16 protein-coding genes are annotated in these 23,399 nt (G+C 53.1%); 9 read left to right on the top strand and 7 right to left on the bottom strand.

What is annotated here, in order from left to right:
• The first annotated feature begins 80 nt into the window (after positions 1–80).
• A complete protein-coding gene (locus V1566_RS16470) occupies positions 81–2,183 on the top strand; it encodes a TonB-dependent siderophore receptor (RefSeq protein ID WP_395304016.1) in 2,103 nt (700 codons plus the stop codon).
• A 33-nt stretch (positions 2,184–2,216) separates the two neighbouring features.
• Here the strand turns inward: V1566_RS16470 and V1566_RS16465 are convergent, their stop codons facing one another.
• The 3 genes from V1566_RS16465 to V1566_RS16455 form a co-directional block, all read right to left on the bottom strand.
• Complete coding sequence (locus V1566_RS16465; protein WP_395303481.1) at positions 2,217–3,203, bottom strand: IS110 family transposase; 987 nt, start codon at positions 3,201–3,203, stop codon at positions 2,217–2,219.
• A gap of 232 nt (positions 3,204–3,435) precedes the next feature.
• On the bottom strand, positions 3,436–5,121 hold the full coding sequence (locus tag V1566_RS16460) for an alpha,alpha-trehalase (protein WP_395304015.1): 1,686 nt from the start codon (positions 5,119–5,121) through the stop codon (positions 3,436–3,438).
• Positions 5,122–5,223: 102 nt separating this feature from the next.
• Positions 5,224–6,180: an AraC family transcriptional regulator gene (locus tag V1566_RS16455; protein WP_395304014.1), complete on the bottom strand. Its 957-nt coding sequence runs from the start codon at positions 6,178–6,180 to the stop codon at positions 5,224–5,226.
• A gap of 115 nt (positions 6,181–6,295) precedes the next feature.
• Between V1566_RS16455 and V1566_RS16450 the strand changes: the two genes are divergently transcribed.
• Complete coding sequence (locus V1566_RS16450) at positions 6,296–7,483, top strand: MFS transporter (RefSeq protein WP_395304013.1); 1,188 nt, start codon at positions 6,296–6,298, stop codon at positions 7,481–7,483.
• 41 nt (positions 7,484–7,524) lie between these two features.
• Here V1566_RS16450 and gap read toward each other — a convergent pair whose 3' ends face one another.
• Positions 7,525–8,535, bottom strand: coding sequence for a type I glyceraldehyde-3-phosphate dehydrogenase (gap, locus tag V1566_RS16445; RefSeq protein ID WP_395304012.1), 1,011 nt, complete (start codon positions 8,533–8,535; stop codon positions 7,525–7,527).
• A 78-nt stretch (positions 8,536–8,613) separates the two neighbouring features.
• Complete coding sequence (locus V1566_RS16440) at positions 8,614–9,594, bottom strand: GlxA family transcriptional regulator (RefSeq protein ID WP_257260937.1); 981 nt, start codon at positions 9,592–9,594, stop codon at positions 8,614–8,616.
• A gap of 149 nt (positions 9,595–9,743) precedes the next feature.
• Between V1566_RS16440 and V1566_RS16435 the strand changes: the two genes are divergently transcribed.
• The 4 genes from V1566_RS16435 to rdrB all read left to right on the top strand — a co-directional run bounded on the left by V1566_RS16435 (position 9,744) and on the right by rdrB (position 16,724).
• Positions 9,744–10,715 (top strand): fatty acid desaturase, encoded by a 972-nt coding sequence (locus V1566_RS16435; RefSeq protein WP_395304011.1) that lies wholly within the window; start codon positions 9,744–9,746, stop codon positions 10,713–10,715.
• On the top strand, positions 10,708–11,478 hold the full coding sequence (locus V1566_RS16430; RefSeq protein ID WP_395304010.1) for a phosphate/phosphite/phosphonate ABC transporter substrate-binding protein: 771 nt from the start codon (positions 10,708–10,710) through the stop codon (positions 11,476–11,478). Before V1566_RS16435 ends, V1566_RS16430 begins: the two co-directional genes overlap by 8 nt.
• A 156-nt stretch (positions 11,479–11,634) precedes the next feature.
• Positions 11,635–14,172 (top strand): antiviral RADAR system adenosine triphosphatase RdrA, encoded by a 2,538-nt coding sequence (gene rdrA, locus V1566_RS16425; RefSeq protein WP_395304009.1) that lies wholly within the window; start codon positions 11,635–11,637, stop codon positions 14,170–14,172.
• An 8-nt stretch (positions 14,173–14,180) separates the two neighbouring features.
• Positions 14,181–16,724 carry an antiviral RADAR system adenosine deaminase RdrB gene (rdrB, locus tag V1566_RS16420; RefSeq protein ID WP_395304008.1) on the top strand — a complete coding sequence of 848 codons (2,544 nt, stop codon included), beginning with the start codon at positions 14,181–14,183 and terminating at the stop codon, positions 16,722–16,724.
• 57 nt (positions 16,725–16,781) lie between these two features.
• Here rdrB and V1566_RS16415 read toward each other — a convergent pair whose 3' ends face one another.
• Together V1566_RS16415 and V1566_RS16410 are read right to left on the bottom strand one after the other, a co-directional pair.
• Positions 16,782–17,687 carry a LysR family transcriptional regulator gene (locus V1566_RS16415; RefSeq protein ID WP_395306008.1) on the bottom strand — a complete coding sequence of 302 codons (906 nt, stop codon included), beginning with the start codon at positions 17,685–17,687 and terminating at the stop codon, positions 16,782–16,784.
• 22 nt (positions 17,688–17,709) lie between these two features.
• Complete coding sequence (locus V1566_RS16410) at positions 17,710–19,998, bottom strand: FdhF/YdeP family oxidoreductase (RefSeq protein ID WP_395304007.1); 2,289 nt, start codon at positions 19,996–19,998, stop codon at positions 17,710–17,712.
• 1,002 nt (positions 19,999–21,000) lie between these two features.
• Here V1566_RS16410 and V1566_RS16405 point away from each other — a divergent pair.
• From V1566_RS16405 to tssK, 3 genes are read left to right on the top strand one after another with little or no spacing between them, the layout of a single operon-like run.
• Positions 21,001–21,495 carry an SH3 domain-containing protein gene (locus tag V1566_RS16405; protein WP_395304006.1) on the top strand — a complete coding sequence of 165 codons (495 nt, stop codon included), beginning with the start codon at positions 21,001–21,003 and terminating at the stop codon, positions 21,493–21,495.
• A 23-nt stretch (positions 21,496–21,518) separates the two neighbouring features.
• Entirely contained in the window at positions 21,519–22,022 is a 504-nt protein-coding gene (gene tssJ, locus V1566_RS16400) for a type VI secretion system lipoprotein TssJ (protein WP_063143854.1), read from the top strand.
• A gap of 28 nt (positions 22,023–22,050) precedes the next feature.
• Positions 22,051–23,394: a type VI secretion system baseplate subunit TssK gene (gene tssK, locus V1566_RS16395; RefSeq protein WP_029740099.1), complete on the top strand. Its 1,344-nt coding sequence runs from the start codon at positions 22,051–22,053 to the stop codon at positions 23,392–23,394.
• Positions 23,395–23,399: the final 5 nt, after the last annotated feature.

The following is a 23,399-nucleotide window of genomic DNA, read 5'->3' as shown; positions in this document are numbered from 1 at the left end:
TTTTTTGCCTGAGTATTGATTTGTTAATCTAAATGATAATAATTGTCGTTACGTATTGCATCTAACAACAAGACGACATTATGAATACCTCACGCTTTACGCTTTGCGCCCTGGCAGGTGCCGTTACGCTGGCATTGCAGGCCCCGGCATTCGCCGAAGAATCCACCCTCGTCGTCACGGGCTCAGAGCAGGGCAGCGCGCTGCCGGCCTGGACGAACAGCGCCACCAAATCGGCCGTTGCCGAAAGTAAAACGCCGCAGGTCATCACGACCCTCTCTGCGCCGGAAATTGAAAAGCGTCACGCGAATTCGGTGAATGAAATCCTGCGCTATGCCCCAGGCGTCTCAACCGAGGTGAGGGGGAATACCTCCTACATGAGCGAATATAAAATTCGTGGATTTACCGTCGACCAGGAGTTCTACAACGGGCTGCAGCTGCCCTATAACGTCACCGGCAATACCAAAGCGCGCATTGATCCGCTGCTGATTGACAGCGTTGATATCCTGAAAGGCCCCTCATCGGTCCTTTACGGCGGCGGTTCGCCGGGCGGGCTGGTGAATATTCAAAGTAAAAAACCGCAGCGGGAAGCGCGAACGGAGATCGGCGTTAACACCGGAAACCGTAATCTGAAAGAGGGCTATCTCGATTCAACCGGGCAGATTGCCGACAGCGACTGGAACTACCGTCTGCTGGGCAAAGCCACGGAAAACGACGATCAGCCGCACACCACCCGGTATGAAAACTACCTGGTTGCGCCGTCAGTCACCTGGCAACCGGACAGCAAAACCCGCCTCACCCTGGACGCGCTGGCGCAAAACACCCCGAGCCTGACGCCGTCTAACCCGCTGCCGCTCGCCTACCTGCGCTCAAAATATGCCGATCGCCGGGATTATGCCGGAGACGAGTGGAGCGGGTTTAAGCAGCGTCAGTGGATGCTGGGCTACAGCTTTGAACATGAATTTGACAGCGGCTGGGGCTTTAACCAGAAGGCGCGCTATTTCGACGTCGATACCCGCCAGCGCAGCGTTTACGCGACAGGGACGGGAAGCGAGGTGTATCAGCTCAACCGCTTTGCTTACACCACCGATGAAGACCTTAAGAGCTTCAACATCGACAACCAGGTGACCAAAACCGTTGCGCTGGGCGACTGGAAACACCATCTGCTGGCCGGGTTTGACTATCAGAAGCTGAACTCCCATTTCCACTATCGCTACGCGTCGGCCACGCCGGGTATCGATATGCGTCATCCTGACTATTCGCAGATCGGCGAAAGTACGCTGGGGCTGTATACCGCCCAGAAAAACCGCCTCAGCTATCAGCAGAACGGCTATTACTTACAGGATCAGGTAGAGTTTGGTGGCCTCAACCTGCTGGGCAGCCTGCGCTACGACGATTACCGCTCCGTCACCACCAACTACTTGCAAAACGGTGATAAAGCCTGGGTATCGCAGGATCGCGTCACCAAACGCCTGGGCGCGCTTTACGCCTTCGATAACGGGATTTCACCATTTATCAGCTACTCAGAAGGTTTTGCGCCGGTTTCCCCGCAGGGAACGCTCGTGGCGAAAGACGTTAAGCCGACCACCAGCAAGCAGGTGGAAGGCGGGGTGAAATATCTGCTGGCCGACTACGCCACCACTTTTACCGCCTCGGTGTTTAACATCCGTCAGAAAAATGTCGTCACCTCGGATCCGGGCTTCCTGAACTATCGTCAGACCGGGGAAGTTGAATCTAAAGGGGCAGAGCTTTCCGCCATCAGCCGTCCGACGGACAGCCTGACGCTGATTGCCAACTATGCGTACACCCACGCGATCAACCGGGAAGATGACAAGTACCAAGGTAAACGTCCAACGCAGGTCCCGGAGAATGCCTTCAACCTCTGGGGGGATTACACCTTTGAGAACACGCCGCTGAAAGGACTGATGCTGGGAGCGGGCGCACGCTACACCGGGCCGATGGAAATCTCTCCGGCAAACGATGCGGGTAAACTGGGCGGCACTACGCAGTACGATCTGGCGGCTTCCTACCGGATGGGCGAAATCCTGCCCTCGCTGGCAGGGCTAACGCTTAAGGCCAGCGCGCAGAACATCACCAATAAAGAGACGCTGACCTGCTACGACGCGACCAACTGCTGGATTGGGCGTGACAGGACGTATCAGCTAGGGGCGAGTTACAGTTTCTAAGTAACTCCCTGTGAGTTCAAAATGTAGATACTGTTATGCCACGCAAGCATTTTCCTGATGCAATGTGGCATCGAACGGGCGTCCTGATTTCAGGACGCCATACGCCACCTGCGCCAGCTTACGCATCATCGCTCCGATTATCAGCTTCGCTCCCTTGCCGTTCTTTTCCAGACGCGTCCTGAACGCTTTTCCCCACTCCGTTTTGTACAGCGCCACCATCGCGGGCATATACAGCGCCCTGCGAAGCGAGACATGGCCAGCCTTACTCATCCTGCTTGCCCTGTGTACGCTGCTTCCTGATTCATGCTGCCGCGGTGTCAGTCCTGCGAAAGCCGCGAACTGCCGCGCCTGACCGAACCTGTCCTTCAGCCCCACATACGCCAGCAGCACCGCGGATGTCTTTTCACCGATACCCGGTATGCTGTCCAGCAGTTTTCGCCGGTGCTTCAGGTCCGGGTCATCATCCGTCAGGTCCTTTATCTGTTTCTCCAGCCGCTTCAGCTCCGCTTCCAGCCACAGAAGGTGCGCATCGATGCTCGGCATCTGCACCTCCCGCGCCGTCTCACGACGGTTCAGCTCCTGCGTGTGCATGTCTGTCAGGGACTGGTGACGCAGCACCAGCGCCCGCAACGCGCGCTCCAGCGGATGAGGTGCCTCCCAGGCTACCGGACGCTTCTGCCGGCAGAACTCTGCCAGCATACGGGCATCAACGGCATCGGTTTTACTGCGCAGGCCTTCACTCTGCGCAAAGGCTTTACCAAGAGCCGGGTTGATGATGGATACGGTGAAACCGGCATCGCTGAGGGATGCTGCTGCGTCTTCCATATAGGTGCTGGTCGCTTCCATGCAGATATGTGCCTGAGCCACATTATGGCTGCGGAGCCAGCTGAGCAGCTCCTCGTGACCTTTAGGTGTGTTAGTAAATTTTTTGCTGCGGTGACGGCCATCAGGTCGCAACACATCGACATCCAGCTTAGCTTTGGAGACATCGATACCAATAAAGTGAAGTTCCTGTTCCATAGTGAAACCAACCTTGTGAATGCGGATTACCGGGAAAACCGGTCCATGATACTGTCCGGTTTGTCACTTGTGGAGAAGGTGCAGTCCACTGCAGGGATCTACAACACAGGCTCGTGGCCTAAGGCCGGGTACGGCATGTGGACTGCATGGCAGAAAGAACTGGCCGGTTCTTTCTGCACGGAAGGATAATACAAGGCCGGGTAAGGCGTAGCCGCCACCCGGCAATACTTCTTTACTGCGCCGCAGCTTTTACCGGCGCAGCCTCATCATTCGCCGCAGGCTGATTCTCCGGCACGCTGTCGCACGGTTTTGCTTTCGGACAGACCCGATCGAGCATTTTCAGCGTCACGCCGTTGCTCCAGCCGAAGCCGTCCTGCAGCGGATACTCACCGCCGCCGCCGCCCGTACCGGTTGTCGACACGTCATATTTCTCGACCAGTTTCTTTTCCCTGTCGTAAGTATGCTGAACGTTCTTCAGGAAGCGCCAGGTCACATCCATCGAGACCTTCTCTTGCCCGTAATTCTGCAGCCCTTCCGCAGCCACCCATTGCAGCGGGGCCCAGCCGTTTGGCGCATCCCACTGCTGGCCACTATTGACGGTGGTGGTCGCGATACCGCCCGGTTTCAACAGGCGCGATGAGGTTGCTGCGGCGACTTTATCGGCCCGCTCCTGCGCCGCCGCCTTCACATAAAGCGGGAACAGGGCTGCCGCCGTAAGCTGATTGCGTACCTTCTTGCTCTTCAGATCGTAATCCGCGTACCAGCCCTCTTTATCATTCCACAGGTGGCTCTCGATGGCTTTCTGACGCGCCGTTGCCAGCGCCTCGTATTTGTTTGCGCTGGCGGCGTCGCCACTTTCCTGGCTTGCCCGCGCCAGCAGTTTTTCCATCTTGAACATCAGGGCGTTCAGATCCACGGGGACAATGCTGGTGGTCCGGATGGTGCCGAGCTTTTGCGGGTCGTCCATCCAGCGGGAGCTAAAGTCCCAGCCCGAGGCCGCAGCGGAACGCAAATCGCGGTAGATCTCGGTCGCAGGTCGGTTAGGGTTACTTTTGGCAGTATTCACATCGTCAAGCCAGGACTCCGGGCGCGGGGTATCGCGGTCGTCCCAGTAGCGGTTGAGGATAGCGCCATCATCCAGCTTCACCACGCGTTTGTTAGCCTGCCCCGGCTGAAGGGCGTCGACGCCGTCCATCCAGTAGGCATACTCTTTCTCCATCTGCGGACGATACTTCTTCAGCGCATCGCTGTCGTGCGTTGCCAGCAGTTCCACCATCAGCGAGAAGAACGGCGGCTGGGATCGGCTCAGGTAATAGCTGCGGTTGCCGTTAGGGATGTGACCGAAGGTGTCAATCTCATACGCAAAGTTATCCACCATGTCGCTGATTTTGTCCCAGCGATCGCTCTCCGCCAGGCCCAGCATGGTGAAATAGCTGTCCCAGTAGTAGACCTCGCGAAAACGACCGCCGGGCACAACGTAAGGTTTGGGTAACGGCAGCAGGGAATCCCATTTGTTGCTGGCTTTGTCCGTGGTGCGCGTCAGTACGGGCCAGAGATCGTCGATGTGCTCACGTAAACTTTGTCCAGCAGGCGGAACATATTTTTCCCCTTCCGCAGGGAGCGTAAAGTTCATCTCGACAAAGTGGCGTAAGTCAAAGCTGGACTGCGCGTGCTGCATCCGATAATCCGCCAGAATCATCAGCGGGTCGCTTTTGGGAACGGCATCAGCGAAGGTTTTCTGATCGGGAAATAGTTTGGCGCTTTGTACATCATTGAACAGAGGGCCCAGCAAAATATCGGGTGAGGTTGTCTGGGCTGCGGGGCTATCGTCGGCATAACCGAAAGTCGTTACGCCGAGCAGCGCGCCTCCTAACGCAAGGGGCAAGAACGCGGGGCGTAGTGTACGAGGTCTTATCATCAGTTCGTCTCCTGTCTTCACTAAACAGCGTGACCGCTGTTGTCAATCACCTGAAAACCTTAGACGAAGATTGCCCGCTTCGCGTTAAATATTGCTGGCCAGTCAAACCTCTTCCGGCGTCTGGCTGGCTTCCCGCAGCGTGCCCGGCGCATGCCCAATAATGCGCTTAAATGCCCGGCTAAATGCCGCCAGAGAGCCGTACCCCAGCCGCAGCGCGACGGTTTCAATCGGCTGATTTTCGTGGCGAATGTACTGGATGGCCAGCCGCATCCTCAGCTCGCTGAGGTATTTTGCCGGGGTGGTTCCCGTCGCGGCCAGAAACCGCTCGGCGAACACGGAACGGGACGTGCCTGCTTCTTTTGCCAGATCCGCCACGCTCCAGTTCAGGCCGGGCTGCTGGTGCATAGCGTAAATGGCCCGGCTCAGGCGCGGGTCGCGCAGAACCTGCACCCAGCCGGTGGCTTTACCACAGCCGCCTTCAACCCAGCCGCGCACGATTAACGCCGCCACCACGTCGGCCAGGCGCGCGAGGATCCCGGCGTACCCGGCCTGACGCGCCACGGATTCCCGCTCCATCGCCGCCAGCAGCGGGTGGATCTCCGGCCAGGTGGACATCAGCCGGCTGACCATCATCACTTCCGGCATCGCCTTGATCAGCGGCTGCATCCCGCCCAGCTCAAAATCCATGCACCCGCTAAAGATGATGGTGTTCTCGCTTTCCGGACAGGGCTCGCAGGTGATGGCGCAGACCGAGCTGCAGATAGGCTCGCTCGGAAAGTCGCTGACCGGGGTAATGGTGGCCCGCTCGTCGGAGAGCAGGGCATGGGAATTGCCGCCGGGAATAAACAGGGCGTCTCCGCTGCTCAGCTGAAAGGCCGCACCGCTCTGCATTCGCAGCAGGGCGCTGCCGTGGCTCACAAAATGAAACTGCGCTTTGCCGGGGGCGTGGTGGAATGCGACGCCAAACGGTGCGCTGGCCAGGATCCGTCGGTATTTCACCCCTGACAGGCGCATGCCGCGTAAAAGTTCGCTGATCAGATCGGGTGACTGTACGGTCATGGCGCAACTCCGGACGAATAATCAATAAGTGGAGATTATATGTCATAGATCGTCCAGGGTGAACCTTCTATGCTTTTGTGACAGTTGTCACATTTTTATAACGGGAGAAAAACAGATGAATTCATGTGTCGCGGCGAGCGAGGCGGTAGCGCCTGCAAAACCCGCCTGGCGGGCCGTCTATTCACTGGGGCTGGGGGTGTTTGGTTTGATTACGGCAGAATTTCTGCCCGCCAGTCTGTTAACGCCGATGGCCGCGAGCCTGGGCGTGAGTGAGGGAATGGCCGGACAGGCCGTCACTGCCACCGCACTCGTGGCGCTGGTGACCGGGCTGCTGATTACCCCGGCAACCAAAAGTATCGACCGCCGCTGGGTGCTGATGTTTTTCTCGGTCCTGCAAATTATCTCCAGCCTGCTGGTGGCCTTTGCGCCGACTCTGCACGTGTTGCTGATGGGACGTCTGCTGCTGGGCGTAGCCATCGGGGGATTCTGGGCGATGTCGACGGCCACGACGATGCGTCTGGTGCCGGCGGACAAAGTGCCGAAAGCACTGGCGGTGATCTTCTCCAGCGTATCCATTGCCACGGTGGTTGCGGCGCCGCTGGGGAGCTATCTTGGCAGCCTGATCGGCTGGCGTAACGTGTTTATCCTCTGCATCCTGCCGAGCATGCTGGCGCTGCTGTGGCAGCTCTGGGTACTGCCGTCCATGAAGCCGGAGAGCAGCGGCAGCCTGAGCACGCTGTTCCGCGTGCTGCGTCGTCCGGGGATGATCGGCGGCATGCTGGCGACCATCCTGATCTTCAGCGGCCATTTCGCCTTCTTTACCTACCTGCGTCCGTTCCTGGAAACGGTGGGGCAGGCGAGCGTTGAGACCATTTCGCTGATCCTGCTGGGCTTTGGGCTGGCCAACTTTGTCGGTACCTCCGTTGCCGGGCATCTGCTGGCACGCAATCTGCGCCTGACGCTGGCGCTGGTGCCGTTCGCCATGGGCGTTCTCGCGCTCACGATGGTAGCGTTTGGTCATCTGGCCATGCTGGACGGGTTCCTGGTTGCGCTGTGGGGCTTTGCATTTGGTCTGGTTCCGGTGGGTTGGTCAACCTGGCTTGCCACTACCGTTCCGGATGAAGCCGAAAGTGCAGGGGGGCTGCTGGTAGCCTCAATCCAGCTGGCGATAAGCGCCGGTGCGGCCGGGGGCGGGGCGGTATTTGACCTCAATGGCGCCAGCGGCGTATTCGCGGGAAGCGGTTTCCTGCTGGTGATGGCGATGGTGATCGTGTTTATGGGTGTGAAAGTTAAAGCGGAATGAATTATTTGCCGGGTGAGCGCATGCGCCACCCGGCTTCAGGCTTACAGCCCTTTCTTATCCATCAGCACCGCCAAATCCACCAGGCGGTTAGAGAAGCCCCACTCGTTGTCATACCACGCCAGGATCTTCACCATGTTCCCGCCAATCACTAGCGTGGAAAGCCCGTCAATAATTGAGGAACGTGGGTCGCCCTGGTAATCGCTGGAGACCAGCGGTTCATCGCTATAGCCCAGAATGCCTTTCAGGGGCCCGCTGGCGGCAGCATTGCGGAACGCGTCATTCACCTCGTCGGCGGTCACGTTCCGGCTCAGCGTTACCGTCAAATCTACAATCGACACCACCGGCACCGGCACGCGCAGGGAGTACCCGGTCAGTTTGCCGTCAAGGGAGGGGATCACTTTCCCCAGCGCTTTCGCCGCGCCGCTGGAGTAAGGCACAATCGACAGCGCCGCCGCGCGTGCGCCGCGCAGATCTTTCTCCGGCTGGTCGTGCAGCGCCTGGCTGTTGGTGTAGGCATGGGTGGTATTCATCAGGCCATGCTCAATCCCGAACTGCTGATGCAACACCTGAGCGGCCGGTGCCAGACCGTTCGTGGTGCAACTCCCGTTACTCACCACAGCGTGTCGGGCGGGATCGTACTGCTCATGATTCACCCCCATCACAATCGTCAGGTCGTCGTTCTTCCCGGGAGCGGAAATGATGACGCGCTTAGCGCCGCCGTGGGTAATATGCACCGCCGCTTTTTCCCGCTCGGTAAAGAAGCCGGTGGCCTCAATCACCACCTCAGCGCCGACGTCACGCCACGGGATATTCGCCGGATCGCGTTCGCTAAATACGGCGATCCGCTGCCCGTCTACCTGCAGCGCGCCGTCTGCCGCTTCAACGGGTGCGGGCAGCTTGCCCAGAAGGGAATCATGCTTCAGCAGGTGGGCGAGAGTTTTACTGTCCGTCAGATCGTTAATGGCCACAATCTGCAGATCCGGGTTACCCAGCGCCGCGCGCAGGAAATTACGTCCGATACGGCCGAAACCGTTAATACCGACCTTAACCATGGTGCACTCCTTATCTCTGTTGTCTGGAGTCACTGTAGGCGTCGGGCCGATTGGCGTAAACGACAAAAAAGGATCAGATTACGCCATCTTGCGGCAATGGAATCGCTGGCGGTACTCGCCGGGCGTGAGGTGAAGCTGTTTCTCAAAGATGCGGCGCAAATTAATGCTGGTGCCAAACCCGCTTTGCTCGGCAACGCGTTCAAGAGAGTCCTGGGTCTGCTCAAGCAGCTGACGGGCCGCGGCCAGACGCGCCTCGGTCACGTAGCGGGCCGGGGAGACGCCCGCGTCGCGGGTAAACACGCGGGTGAAATTACGCGGGCTCATCGCCGCTTTCTCGGCCAGATTTTCCACGCACAGGTCGGCGGTGAGGTTCTGCAGGATCCAGGCCTGCAGTTCGCTTATCGGGCCCGATGCGCCGGGTGGCTGCAGGCTGTAACGACTGAACTGCAGCTGGCCGCCGGGACGGCGCAGATACATCACCATATCCTGCGCCACGTCGCGGGCGAGGGTAAATCCGTAGTCGTCTTCCACCAGCGCCAGGGTCAGATCGAACCCCGAGCTCACGCCGCCGGAGGTCCAGATGGGGCCATCCTGAATATACAGCGGACCGCCTTCGACGTGGATAGCCGGATACTGGGTTTGCATCGTCTCCAGCAGCCGCCAGTGGGTGGTCGCGCGGCGGCCGTCCAGCAAGCCGGTCTGGGCCAGCAGCATCGCGCCGCCGCAGATAGAGGCGACACGCCGGGCATGCGGCGCAGCGAGGTGCAGCCAGTCCACTACCGCCGTGCTCTCCAGCTCGTTCATGCCGCGTCCGGTAATGATAATGGTATCCAGCGGTTCACGCGGATCCAGCTCCGGCAGACGATAGTCCGCCAGCAGATTCAGGCCGGACTGGCCGTGGATCACCTGGTGAGGCTGCGTGGTGGCGATGATAATCCGGTAGCGGGGGTGGGAAAGCCCTTCCGGGTGCAGCCGGTTGGCCTGCATCAGAATGTCGGCGATACCGGCGGCTTCAAACAGCATGCCGCCGTCGGGAACGATAATCAGGATCTTCTTCATGTCCTGAAAAGTACCTTTATCACAGAATAAGTCAAGCGACGCGTGCGCCCCACGTTTATGGCAAAGCAAAGCGATTTAAGTTCTTTGTTATTTCAGGCGTTATCCCCGATCGTCAGGGCACTGTCTCTGGCGAAACGGCGTCTGAAGGAATGAGTCAACGAAGCTCCCTCTATTTACATCCGCAACAACGCGAACAAATCCGCCATCTCGCATCAGGTTTTATATGGCGAAGCGAACTGCCCACGTGGCTGTTGATTATCACTATTTATGCCGGCTGGTTTGCCACACTGACGTTCTGGCAAACGCTCGGCCTGCTGCCCGCCACGCTGCTGCTCATCGGGTTTACCGCCTGGTACATGTCCCTGCAGCATGAGCTGATCCACGGACACCCCACGCGTTTTGCCTGGCTCAACCAGCTGTTTGGCACGCTCCCGCTGGCGGTATGGTACCCGTATGGCCTGTACCGGGACTCCCATCTTGCCCATCATCGCCACCATAGCCTGACCCATCCGGTGGATGACCCGGAGTCGTACTATTTTACCGACGAGAGCTGGGCGCGCTTTTCGCCGTGGCGGAAACGCGTCATCCGCGCCCGGAATACCTTCGCCGGGCGGCTGATGCTGGCGCCGCTGCTGGATATCCTTCAGACGCTGGGCAGCGCCGCAGCGGTGTTTCGTCATCTTCACCTGCGGGCAATGACGATGTGGCTGGTTCACGTTTTGCTGCTGGTGGCGCTCTTCGCCTGGATGACGCATACCGGTTTTTCACCCGTGTGGTTCGTGCTGGCGGTCAGCTATCCGGCGCTGGCGCTGACCAAGGTCCGATCGTTTTTCGAACATCGCGCGGCGGACGATCCCCTTGCGCGCTCCGTTATTAACGAAGCGGGGTTATTCTGGCGGGTGCTGTTTTTGAATCTCAACTACCATTCAGTCCATCACGATCTGCCGGGCGTTCCCTGGTACGGGCTGAAGGCGATCTACCAGCAAAACCGGGAGGCGTACCAGCAGAGAAACCACGGTTTTCTCGTCAGGGGCTATGGTAAATGGTTGCGACAGTTCTGGGGCAGACCCGTCGACGTCACCGTTCACCCCGGAAAACAACCGGGAGAAGGGTATGAGTAACCTGCTGGCGTTTCCCATGTATGCCGTGGATCGTGCCGACACCCGCGCGCTCTGGCTGGTGGTAAAGGGGCTGCTGGCTGCGCGCGGTGTGTCTGTCGATCGCGACCCCGGCTGGCCGGAGTCCGATCTGCTGACCCACTGGCAACAGCCTGCGCTTATCCTCAGCCAGACCTGCGGTTATCCGCTGGTCACGCAGCTCCCGGACGTGCAGGTGGTCGGCTGTTTTCACTACACGGCACCGGGCTGCGAAGGGATCCAGTACCGCAGCTTTCTGGCGGTGCGCGAGGAGGAACGGCACCTGACGCTGGCGGATTTTCGCGGACGTCGTGCGGTCTGTAATTCCCCGGATTCCCAGTCTGGCTACAATGCGCTGCGAAAAAAAGTGGCTCCCCTGCTGAGCGGCGGTCCATTTTTCGCGCAAACGTCCTTTAGCGGCAGTCATCGCCAGTCGCTGAGTGATGTGAAACGCGGGGCAGGGGATATCGCGGCCATCGACTGCGTAACCTGGGCACTGCTGCAGCGCCATGAGCCGGAACGGCTTGCGGGGCTGGCGGTCATTGACCGTACCCCGCTGACGCCGGGACTGCCGCTGATCACCTCGCATAACACCTCACCTGAAACGCTTAACGCCATTCGCGATGCGCTCCACGAGTTGGTGAGTTCACCGGAACATCGGGAGATTTGCGACGCGGTGCTGATCGGCGGTTTTAGCGCGGTGACGCGCGAGGATTATTCTCAACTGCTTGGCAGTCTCTGTCTCTAAACTTTCCTCCATTTCATGAGGGCTTATGCAGATTGTTGTTTTTTGATCTGTAAATCAGAATTGTCTTTAAAGATGGTCATGGACATAAGTAATTGATAAGATTAAGTTGAAATGCGAAACAACTAAATCTTAACTATAATTTTTTTGTGAGGGACTATGCTAAGCAGTATTATACTTAATCTTGACGCACCTGAATATAAAGATGACTTTCACTCAGCAGGTGAGAATAATGAGCAAAGTGAACTTTGGCAACAAGATGCTAACATACGTTTGGTTTCTTTATTAGATAAAATGGGCAAGGAGGCTCGGAAATATAAAAAAGAGCATGAGTCTAGATATTCGCAATTTCTCGGGAAATTACATAGTTATCATCATGCAATTTTTGTTAGCGGAGCCAGAGGTACCGGTAAAACAGTCTTTTTACGTAATGCGCAGGCAGTCTGGTCGAAAAAAGAAAAAAGTCAAAGTGATTCCCCTAATCTTCATTTTATAGACGTTATCGATCCTACCCTTTTAAATATTGGTGACAGATTTTCTGAAGTCATTATCGCTTCTGTATATGCCTCGGTAGAAAAGGTTTTAAGAAGGCCGGAAAGCGATCAATTACATAAGGATCACTTCTTTGAAACTTTAAAGAAATTATCCAGTTCACTTGGGGAATCATCAGAATTGAATGAGTTAAGGGGGATAGATAGGATTCAAAAATATCGTTCTGGAATACACATAGAACGATATTTCCATGAGTTTCTAATTGCAAGTGTAAATTTATTAAATTGTGATGCATTGGTATTGCCAGTCGACGATGTTGATATGAAAATTGATAACGCATTCGGCGTTCTTGATGATATCAGATGCTTACTGTCTTGCCCATTAATACTTCCTCTGGTGAGTGGTGATGATGAGTTATATAAACATATTACAACAATGCAATTTGAAAATGCCTTAGCAGCAGGAAGAACGTCAACGAGAGTTAAAAATGCCGCAGAGCATCTTTCTTCAGCCTATCTGACTAAAGTTTTTCCATTCCACGATCGCTTGCCGTTGTTGCCGGTACAGCAACTCCTGCCAAATTTAGTGATAAAATATGGAAAGCAGCAAATAAGCTATCCGGGTTATGAAAAATTGATCAAAAGTGTATTCTACCCACTTTGCAACGGCAACGAACGTAGCACCATTTGGCCACAGCCCGATAGCGCACGAACCGTTTCGCAACTAGTCAGATTACTGCCTCCTGAAGAACTTTATTCTGGCAAGGAAAAATCAGAATCGCTATGGCGTAACTTCTATGTATGGGCTGAAGATCGTCGAGATGGCGTTGCGATCACGAACGCTGAATCGTATCTGAAAATTATGGAAATGTCCTCAGCCAGCCAGCTGGATTTTCACAATTTGCCAGCGTTTAATCCATTATTACAAAAAGAGCGTTATGCCTGGGCTGATAAAGATTTTTATTCTCAACAGCATGCCAAAATAAGAGAGCTACGTGCCCATGATACAAACTTTGAAATTTTAGAAACAGTTTTTCCTCAGGCAATGGTAGGTGTTCCTTCAGAGGAAAATAATATCCTGAGGAGTATGCCAGAGTTAGAGTTTATAATGGAGCCAATGTTTATTAGTAAAACGACGGCAGAAAATAAAAATGGTAATAAGGAATTACTGGCAATTTATACGCATAGGGATTACTATAGTCAGCAACAAAATCGAAGGTATCATATATTCTTTAGCCGTGCATTTGAATTGTTGTCATGGTCCATGTTAGCTATTACAAATAACTTACCTGAAATTTTTCTTGAAGAAAAAAAGTTCAAAGAGAGTTTTATTTCATTATTCTCGAAAGCGCCTTTTTATTCAATATTCGCTGTTAATCCAACGAAAGTTATTACTGAGGATAGCAGTGAAAGTGGAACGGATGACAATTTAGTTGAGTATGATAAAACTGTTTCTAAATTTACCAGTGACTTATACGAATGGTTTAATGATAATCGATTGCCATCACTTCAGGGGCTTAATTTAATACCGCTAAACAGTATGGTGTTCAATAAGGTATTCTCACAGCTTAACGTGCTAAAATTAAACTTGCTGGACAAGAAAAAGATTAAGGATGAACATCTTTCTGATTTGGCTCGTAGATTCCAGTATATTTATATTAATGCACTAACAACTTTCTTGAAAGAAGGTTTAATCATTAATGCCAATGTCGCGACGGGTGCCCGTTCTGATGTTGTGAGAAAATTCTCGGAATTTTCTAAGGCTGATCGAACATTGTTAAGAAACATATCCGGAGTAGTTTCAGCTAGTGGGAATAGAGCCCTTACTATCGAATTATTAACTGATTCTGATTATGCAAAATTAATACAGGCGATGTGGTGCAACCCGTTATTTTTTTCTTCGGATATTAATGAGTATCCTATCGGTGATACTATTTTTGAGGGAGATGCTAGTCATAGTTTAAAAAATGATTTTTTATCTGCGACATCTTTTAGTGAAATTAGAGTTCTGTATGGAATGGATTCCGGAAATGAAAGTATTATAACGTCTGAAGTAGTTGAGTGGGCCAGGGATAAAATAGATATTGCCAACATAATCTTAGATAAAATAATGAGCAATCCCAAAATGAAATCAAAAATTAAGGGTAATAATTTTATTGCCAGAATGTACAATGGTCTTACATTTGTAACTGAACATTACCGTTAGAGGATAATATGTTTAATCAAGATCCTTATTGGTTGATCCCAGTGATGACTTTGTCATCAGATCGCCTTTTTTATCACCATCTGATGAATCATGCAAATCAGCATTCAACTTTTACGAATGGTCTACAAAATGAGCGCAATATACTCGCTTCAGCCGCGCGTGATTATCAACATTACTATGGAGGACGACTCCGAAACGAAGATATTGTCAATAATATTAATCATTGGCGATATAAAGATTCATATATCAATGCATTAGATATTCTTACAGAATTGGCCAACCATTTTTTACAATGGCAGGGAGACTGTTTTGAAGTTAAGGGAGAACGACTCGAATCATGGTTGATGATCTGTTCTTTATTGGACCCAGCCTGGATAATATCCACCGCCTACAGTCAATTAGTGAAACAAAATGTTCTGTCAGAAGATGATCTGATATCACTACTGACGGGGAGACAATGTCCTTTTGCTTTTCCAGGAGAAAGGAAAGAGACTGCTTATGCCGATAATCACGTTCATTTCAATGGGCATGGTTATACCTCATTATCAATGCTCAGTTTCATCGATGGTGATTTCAAACTTAATAGAAAAATTAAATGGCCGCGAAGAGAAGAGTATACTCTTTTTGAAAGTGGGCTTTTAAATAAACACAAAATCCCTGGCTATTTGTCTGGTTATGTATCGTGCCTTGTTAAATTTTTATCTCATTCTGATGAGAATAAAGCTATAGAATATAGAGTGCTGGAAGATGCTTTACATGGTTCTTCTCATAAGGAAGATGTGTGGACTATACAGCAAGTTAAACAATTTCTGCCTTGTGTGACAATGCAGCAAAGGTTCTTACATGCATCTGTTAACGAGCGTTTTCGTGGGCATCATCGCTGGTTGCTTTTTTGCATTGCCGTGCTGACTGATACTCACAATACAGACTATCGAAATTGTTTGATGAATTTCGTTCGCTGCAGCAATGTATTACGAAATTATATGGTTGTATCTTCTGTTGGATTAGGACAATTTGTTGAGTATTTTACATCAGGGGTCAGACGGGCAGATAAAAAATATTTCGAAAGCGAAGGGATGAAGTATGATTTTCTTGAAGGGGTTTATAGAGAATATCGTGTGTCACCTGATTATGTCCTTGGTCAAAATAAGCCCAACATTTACCATAATAAAATTTCGGACTTCTATGCCCGGCATGAAGAAGAAAATATTCTCGAAAAATCGCATTTAGTTGTTCACTTTACTCGTGGCTACCCCGATAAAAAACGACCAAACGACAAAAGATTAGAAAGTTACAGAGCTAATCTTTTGAGTCAAGTGCGCGGCTTTGAAATGTTTAATTCTTCTGTGACATTGCAGGAAGATGCATACCAAAATAATATTGACGATATGCCCAAAACAATAGATGTCAGGCGCTTAGTCAGGGGGTATGATGTAGCGGGAAATGAAAATGAATTACCAATAGAGGTATTTTCCCCGGTGCTTAGAGTACTCAGGGCAGGCAAACACCCGAAAGGACTTTCATTATCGACAAGACTGCAGCGTCCCTTTATTACAGTACATGCCGGTGAGGATTATAGTCACTTGCTAAGTGGACTTAGGGCTTTGGATGAAGCCGTTGAATATTGTTTACTAAGCGAAGGCGATCGGTTAGGTCATGGTCTGGCGCTTGGGGTTAAACCAGCGAGTTGGGCAAAGCGTCAACGGCGGGCTTATTTAACAGCAGGACAACACCTCGATAATTTAGTATGGGCGTATCATCAAGCTGTTCACCTTTCACAACTTACGGTTGAGCATATTCCTGTAATGCATGAGTTACGTGATAAAATTCATTATTGGTCGCATCGGCTTTACAACACTGTTTCGACACCTGGCTTGTTATATCAGGCGTGGCTGTTAAGACGAAACTGGCCCGATTTCAATACGATGCAATCTGAACTTGCTAATTTTTATGAGTGGGTGCCCGATGCTGATTTGTTAATGAATGATGATGATCATAGAGATTTGAGCCCGAAAACGCTATGGCAACGGTATCTAGATAGTGGACTTGAAGAGAATAATCCTTTTAATCATATAATATCAGTAAATTGTCAGCCAGATGGTGGTGATAAATTCACCGGAGGATCTGTCGATACTGATATCATTTCTTGTGGGGAATTGAGATTATATGAGGCTATTCAGGATTTTTTGATGGAAAAATACTCAAGAAAAGGGCTGGTGATTGAAGCTTGCCCGACATCCAACATATATATTGGGCGGTTCGAAAAATATCAGGAGCATCCTTTATTTCGCTGGAATCCACCCAACCCGGATTGGCTAAAACCCGGTGAGAAATGCAATCGTTTTGGGTTAAGAAGCGGTCCATTAGCGGTATGCATAAATACTGACGATAGTGCGCTCATGCCAACCACAATCGCAAATGAACACCGTTTAATGAGAGAGACAGCCATCCAAAATTTTGGTATCGGATCCTGGATGGCTGATATGTGGATAGATGCGATACGAAAGAAAGGGATTGATATATTTAACAAAAACCATATGAATCAATATTGAAAACTATGATGCTATATTATTAATTTTAAGGAGAGATATGCAATTAATGCCTCTCCTTTAGCAATAATCGCCTTCATCAACAGGGCTATAAATCTCCTGCGCGTCGGTAAAACAGCGCAGCGCCAGCGAAGAGATGGGCTTCTGCCTGCGCATAATCAGGCCGACAGGGGCCTCAATGTTCGCATCTGCGATGGGGACAATCCTGAAATTGCTGTTCAGTGCTTCCAGCCCGTTGTTCAGCGGCATGACGGCGCAGCACACGCCGCTCTGAACCGCCTGAATGATCTGGAACGTCGAGTCGCTCTCGAAAACGGACGTCGGTTCGATGCCGGCAGATTTAAAACTGGCCTCCATATGCGCCCGGTAGTGCATCCCTTTGGTCAGGAACCCCAGCGGAAAATCCGTCAGATCGTGCCAGGTCAGCGTTGACTGGCCGAGCTGGAAATGGCGGACGTCGTGCAGCAGGCCCATCTTCGTTTTTGGCAGCTGGATAACGTCAAACAGACTGGTGTCGATGCTGTTGAGGTAGCAAATTCCCAGCTCAAGCTGGTTGCGGCTGACGCCGTCGGCAATCTGCGCTGAGGACATGGAATAGAGGCTATAGGTCAGCTCCGGGTATTTTTGTGTCAGCAGGCGAATAAAAATCATCGGATCCACGCTCGCCAGCGGCACCATCCCCAGACGTAATTCGCCCACCACCTGGCCTTTACACAGCGCGGCTTCCGCCTGCAGCCCGTCGTGCGCGGCCAGCAGGGCGCGGGCCCACGCGAGGATGCGTTCACCCTCCGGCGTAAACCCTTCAAAGCGCTGCCCGCGCGCAATCAGCACCAGCCCCAGCTCCTCTTCCAGGCTGCGGATGCGCATGGAGAGGGTCGGCTGGGTGACGTTGCACTGCGAGGCCGCTTTACCAAAGTGCCGGGTCTCGTCGAGTGCGATTAAATATTTTAACTGTTTAATATCCATCATATTCTCTGCGCGAGCAGCCTTACAGCATGCGGATCTCTTTTGAGCGCAGGGTGATGCGAACCGGAACGGATTTATACGACGGCGTACCGCTGTCCTTATCCAGATAATCAAGCGGCACCAGCACGTTGGCCTCCGGGTAATAGGCGCCGACGGTGCCCGGCGCGATGCTGTACGCCACCACGGTAATGTCTTTCAGACGCTGAACGCTGCCGGGGAGGGCGGTTTCAATATCCACGCGGTCGCCGTGTTCCAGCCCTGACTGCGCCATATCGTCTTCGTTCATAAACAGCACGTCGCGGCGGCCAAATACGCCGCGGTAGCGGTCGTCCAGGGCGTAAATGGTGGTGTTGTACTGGTCGTGGCTGCGCAGAGTGATCAGGCGCAAAACGTGCTCACCTTCGCCGCTGGCGTTCTCGTGAACACCGTCGAAAACCGAGAACATCGCTTTCCCTGTCGCCGTTGGCCAGATACGTTGCGTTGGCGGCAGCGGCATGCGGAAGCCGCCGGGAACGCGGATCCGCGCGTTGTAGTTCTCAAAGCCTGGAATGGTCTGCTCGATCAGATCGCGGATCCGGTCGTAATCCTCAACCAGCGTCAGCCAGTCCACGCGGGTTTTCGGCAGCGTGGCTTTCGCCATGCCCGCGACGATAGCAGGTTCTGACCGAAGCAGCGGTGAGGCGGGCTTCAGCTTGCCGGATGAGGCATGCACCATAGACATGGAGTCTTCGACGGTAATGGACTGACGACCGGTGGCCTGGATATCCAGCTCGGTGCGGCCGAGACACGGAAAGATAAAGGTCTCTTTGCCCACCAGCAGATGGGTGCGGTTGAGCTTGGTGCCGACGTGCACGCTCAAATCCAGGTTACCCATCGCCGGAAAGCCCCGCTCGTGAGCGGGCATCGCGACGGCAAAATTACCGCCGAGGCAGATGAGCGCTTTCGCACGACCGTCGATCATCGCCTGCGTGGCCTGCACCGCATCGTGTCCGTGGTGGGACGGCGGCTCAAAGCCGAAAACGTCCTTCAGACGGTTCAGAAAGGCCGGGGTAGGCTTCTCGCTAATCCCGACGGTACGGTTCCCCTGAACGTTTGAGTGGCCGCGCAGGGGGCAGATACCCGCGCCGGGCTTGCCGATATTCCCGCGCAGCAGCAGCAGGTCGGCAATCAGTCGGACGTTCGCCGTGCCTTTATTGTGCTGGGTAATCCCCATCCCGTAGGTAATGATGGTGGCATTTGATTTCGCATAGGCGTCGGCGACCTTCCCGAGCGCCGCCCGGTTCAGGCCCGACTCGCGCTCGATCTCGTCCCAGCGGGTTTGCGCGATATCGGCGGCGAAGTCCTCAATGCCCTGGGTGTGTTCGGCAATAAAGGCGTGATCCAGCACGTCACCGCGTTCGGCCTCCATTTCGAGAAGGTGTTTGGCGATGCCCTTCAGCGCGGCAGCATCGCCCCCGGCCTTCACCTGGAAATAGGTCGAGGCGATATCCGTGGAGCTGTAGGTCGCCATTTCAATCACGCTTTGCGGGTCGGCGAAACGCTCCAGGGCACGTTCGCGTAGCGGGTTAAACACGATAATCGGCACGTTGCGACGTGCCAGCTCGTGGAGCGTACCCATCATTCGCGGATGGTTCGTGCCGGGGTTGTGGCCGATGGAGATCACCAGCTCGGTCTTATCGAAGTCGTCCAGCGAGACGGTGCCTTTGCCGATGCCAATCGAGCGCGGTAAACCGACGCTGGTGGCCTCGTGACACATATTTGAGCAGTCGGGGAAGTTATTAGTGCCGTATTCGCGAGCGAACAGCTGGAACAGATATGCCGCTTCGTTGGAGGCTCGCCCGGAGGTATAGAACTCGACCTGGTCCGGTTCGAGCCCGCGCAATACTTCGCCGATGCGTTCAAACGCCTCGTTCCAGTCGACGGGCCGGAAGGTATCGCTTGCCCGGTCATAGCGCAGCGGATGCGTCAGTCGACCGTAGCCTTCCAGTTCAAAGTCCGATTTTGCCAGCAGCGAGGAGACGCTGTTTTCTGCCAGAAATGCGGGAGTCACGCGTTTGCTGGTTGCTTCCCAGGTCACCGCTTTGGCACCGTTCTCGCAGAACTGGAACGTCGATTTGTGTTCTTTATCGGGCCACGCGCAGCCCGGGCAGTCAAAACCGTCGGGCTGGTTGGTGCGCAACAGCGTGGCGGGGGCATCAAGGGTATCCATTTGGGTACGTACCGCAATGGCCGTCGCTTTTAATGCCCCCCAGCCTCCGGCAGGACCGTCATAGTGTCGGATACCTGGCACTGAGCGTCTTTTCTTATTCATACCCACTCCTGATTTGTTCGGTCACACAACGTCTGAACCCATAAATGCACTGCACAGGACAATAAGCGAAAGCAATGACGACCGGATGGCGACGCGCATGCGGTGCGGAAAAGTGCTTAATCTTAAATTGTTTTATTACAGTGGTTTATAGGATCTGGCGCGTAAATATTTAAAGAAATTATAACGAATTTTTAGCATTTTAATAATAAATCTTATCTATCGCCCGGTAGGCGAGATAGATGGGGGTGAGTAAGGAAGGATGTAGCACCGATAAAACTTCGAATGAAGCCTGTGAGCAGTAGAAATAGACAATGCTCGCAGCTGGCGGGGAATTGCGTGCATTTTTTGGTTGTGACAATGACGGGAAAGTTAACTCAGGCTTAATGATTAATGGTTATATTTTATGCCTGACAGGGTAATTATCACATCGTGAAATATAAAGTTATTTTGAGCCGTGAAATTAACGTGGCGCGGCATAAGCCATACAGAACCATTCTGAGCGTAAATTACGATCAATATTAAAGATACCCTGTTAGTGCAACAAATAATTCATCGTCAATATATTCTGCTGACATCACCAATACGCCAATTCTACTAATTATGGTAGTGGCGATAATAGCGGTATTGCGTTAATGAAAGTGGTTCTCTTTTGTGTTTTTGCTTTGTAAAACAGCGCATTATTTAGTTTTGCACTGAAAAAATAACACCTTTAAGGCCGTGTAGGATTTTTTATTAGGATTAATCCTATAATCTGCCTACTGCTTCATTTACCAACAGTTACGTAACGGTAAATATTGAATTGATGCGAAGCTCATGTAAACTTGTTTACCGTTTGTCAAAATATGTCAGGAAGACGCTGGGCCTTATTCTGAAGGGCTCGTGCGGTAGCTATGCCCTTAAAATAGTAACGCCCCGAAAATATCCTGGCTATTTTAACAATAGCACTTAAGTCAAACTTCACTCCCTTATCTTCATCATCGAAATATCGCTACGGAAAAGCATATGAGAATGCGCGTACTGTTTTCACTTCTGTTTGTAATGGCGGTGGCGGGCTGTAAAGCGCCGCAGAAACCTGTGATCAACGACGATACGATCGAGACCAGCCAGGTCAACGGCGTTACCTTAACCCACCGTCACGCCGTTACGCCGCCGGCGGAGTTCACGCCGGTTAACGAACCGTATCGTGCCATGTATCCTGCCTCCCTGATGAGCCGTCCTGACTTCGGCGGCAAAGTTATCCGCAATCTCGACACCGGAAAAACGTACGTGGTGCTGGGGCAGGTTGAACACTACTGGATGGCGCTTGCCGATGAAGGTAACGATCAGCTGATTGGTTACGTCCCGATGCGCGCCGTGATCAAGGCCGACCTGTACGACGCCGCCGTGCGTAAACAGGCCATTCGTCCGAAGACGCGTAAAAAAGCGACCTGTGTTGATGTCGATGGCAACAGCAAAGCCTGCAAAGACAGCGCTAACGGTACCTGGATCCTGAACTAAACGGCTTTCATGAGCGCATTTTTATGAATAATAAAAATTTTCATAAGCTGTGGTTATTCTTTTACGCGGTGGTTTTCGCCCTGGTCAGTGGTTGTACGTCGTCTTCACACAGCGACCCCTCCCGCTACAATCTGCAGTTTCAGGCTCATCCACAAATCAATGAATCTGCGCCGCTTAAGGTTCGGGTGCTGCTGCTGAAATCCGATGCGGATTTCATGTCCAGCGACTTCTACTCCCTGCAGAACAACGCGTCAGCCACGCTTGGCGCGAATCTGCTGAACAGCGACGTGTTTTTCCTGATGCCGGGACAGCTGTCCAAAACCCTCAGCGGGCAAAGCTCTCCGGAGGCCCGCTACATCGGCGTGATGGCGGAGTATCAGGTGCTGGATGGCAAAAAATGGCGCGTTTCACTCCCTCTGCCTGTGCCTGGCGAAAATCATATCTACCAGTTCTGGAAATGGTCCGCAGATGAACTTCAGGCCAACGTATTTCTCGACGTGAACGGCATTCGGGTCATCAGCCAGTAACGCGCTTCAAAACAGGAAACACATCATCATGACGAAAGCAGAAAAGGTCGTCTGGACCGAAGGCATGTTCCTGCGTCCACACCATTTTCAGCGGACTGAAAGTTATCTGCTCAACCATGTTCGTGAATGGGGTGCGCTGCAGCGGTCATATCTCTGGGGCTTTCTTGACGTTGAACTGGATGAAGCCATGCTTCGCCAGGGATGCATTGCCCTGAGCTACTGCAGCGGATTGCTGCCGGACGGCACCTTTTTCCAGGTCCGTAACGGGCGCAACGGTCCTGTACCGCTGAAAATTCCTGACAACCTCACCAATGAAAAGGTGGTTCTCGCGCTGCCGGTTCGTCGTGGCGAAAGAGAAGAGGTGATTTTCAGCGAGGAGCCGGCCTCGCTGGCGCGGTTTATCGCTTTCGAGCAAGAGGTGGAGGACGACAACGCCATGTCGGTGGGGGATGCCACCGTCCAGTTTGGCCGTCTGCGTCTGACCCTGATGCTGGAAAAAGACCTCACGGCAGAATGGACCGCCATCGGCGTGGCGTTTGTGACAGAGAAACGTAACGACAATCACGTGCGGCTCGACAACAGCTACATCCCGCCGATGCTCAACGCCAACAACAGCCCGCAGATCTACAGCATGATCAACGATCTGCACGGTCTGCTGGTGCAGCGCAGCCAGCAAATTGGCGGCCGTTTACGCCAGCCCGGCCGCTTTAATACCTCCGAACTGATTGAGTTTACGCTGCTGTCGCTGGTTAACCGTCATCTGGGCGAGGTTTCACATTTAAAAACCCTCCCGCTGCTGCATCCGGAAACGCTCTGGCGCAGCTGGCTGCCGTTTGCGACCGAGCTCGCCACCTGGACGTCGCAGCGTACCGCCGAAAGCGTGTTGCCGATTTACGATCATGACGATCTGGCAAACTGCTTCAGCAAACTGATGCTGATGCTGCGTCAGGGGCTGTCGCTGGTGATGGAAGACCATGCCATTCAGTTGCCGCTTAACGAACGCTCTCATGGCCTGAACATCGCCACGGTGCCTGAAACCAGCATGGTGCGTGAGTTCGGCTTCGTGCTGGCGGTTAAAGCCAACGTGCCGGGCGAACATCTGCAAACCCATTTCCCGGCGCAGATGAAGGTCGCGCCGGTCTCGAAAATCCGCGATCTGGTTCAGCTTCAGCTGCCGGGCATTATGCTACGCGCCATGCCGGTCGCGCCGCCGCAAATCCCGTGGCATGCCGGCTACAGCTACTTTGAACTGGAGAAGGGCAGCGAGCTGTGGCACGAGATGGATAAGTCCGGTGCATTCGCCCTGCATCTTGCAGGGGAGTTCCCGGGGCTGGATATGGAGTTTTGGGCCATCCGTAGCCCGACAGAATAATAAAG

Source organism: Enterobacter sp. ECC-019, assembly GCF_043974075.1.
GTDB classification, from domain to species: domain Bacteria; phylum Pseudomonadota; class Gammaproteobacteria; order Enterobacterales; family Enterobacteriaceae; genus Enterobacter; species Enterobacter asburiae_D.
Note: the sequence above shows the minus strand (reverse complement) of the source record. Positions and strands in the feature narration are given on the sequence as shown.

Coding starts and splice junctions, on each gene's coding strand:
- V1566_RS16470 (WP_395304016.1), top strand. CDS start 81: ATGAATACCTCACGCTTTACGCTTTGCGCCCTGGCAGGTGCCGTTACG.
- V1566_RS16465 (WP_395303481.1), bottom strand. CDS start 3,203: ATGGAACAGGAACTTCACTTTATTGGTATCGATGTCTCCAAAGCTAAG.
- V1566_RS16460 (WP_395304015.1), bottom strand. CDS start 5,121: ATGATAAGACCTCGTACACTACGCCCCGCGTTCTTGCCCCTTGCGTTA.
- V1566_RS16455 (WP_395304014.1), bottom strand. CDS start 6,180: ATGACCGTACAGTCACCCGATCTGATCAGCGAACTTTTACGCGGCATG.
- V1566_RS16450 (WP_395304013.1), top strand. CDS start 6,296: ATGAATTCATGTGTCGCGGCGAGCGAGGCGGTAGCGCCTGCAAAACCC.
- gap (WP_395304012.1), bottom strand. CDS start 8,535: ATGGTTAAGGTCGGTATTAACGGTTTCGGCCGTATCGGACGTAATTTC.
- V1566_RS16440 (WP_257260937.1), bottom strand. CDS start 9,594: ATGAAGAAGATCCTGATTATCGTTCCCGACGGCGGCATGCTGTTTGAA.
- V1566_RS16435 (WP_395304011.1), top strand. CDS start 9,744: ATGAGTCAACGAAGCTCCCTCTATTTACATCCGCAACAACGCGAACAA.
- V1566_RS16430 (WP_395304010.1), top strand. CDS start 10,708: ATGAGTAACCTGCTGGCGTTTCCCATGTATGCCGTGGATCGTGCCGAC.
- rdrA (WP_395304009.1), top strand. CDS start 11,635: ATGCTAAGCAGTATTATACTTAATCTTGACGCACCTGAATATAAAGAT.
- rdrB (WP_395304008.1), top strand. CDS start 14,181: ATGTTTAATCAAGATCCTTATTGGTTGATCCCAGTGATGACTTTGTCA.
- V1566_RS16415 (WP_395306008.1), bottom strand. CDS start 17,687: ATGGATATTAAACAGTTAAAATATTTAATCGCACTCGACGAGACCCGG.
- V1566_RS16410 (WP_395304007.1), bottom strand. CDS start 19,998: ATGAATAAGAAAAGACGCTCAGTGCCAGGTATCCGACACTATGACGGT.
- V1566_RS16405 (WP_395304006.1), top strand. CDS start 21,001: ATGAGAATGCGCGTACTGTTTTCACTTCTGTTTGTAATGGCGGTGGCG.
- tssJ (WP_063143854.1), top strand. CDS start 21,519: ATGAATAATAAAAATTTTCATAAGCTGTGGTTATTCTTTTACGCGGTG.
- tssK (WP_029740099.1), top strand. CDS start 22,051: ATGACGAAAGCAGAAAAGGTCGTCTGGACCGAAGGCATGTTCCTGCGT.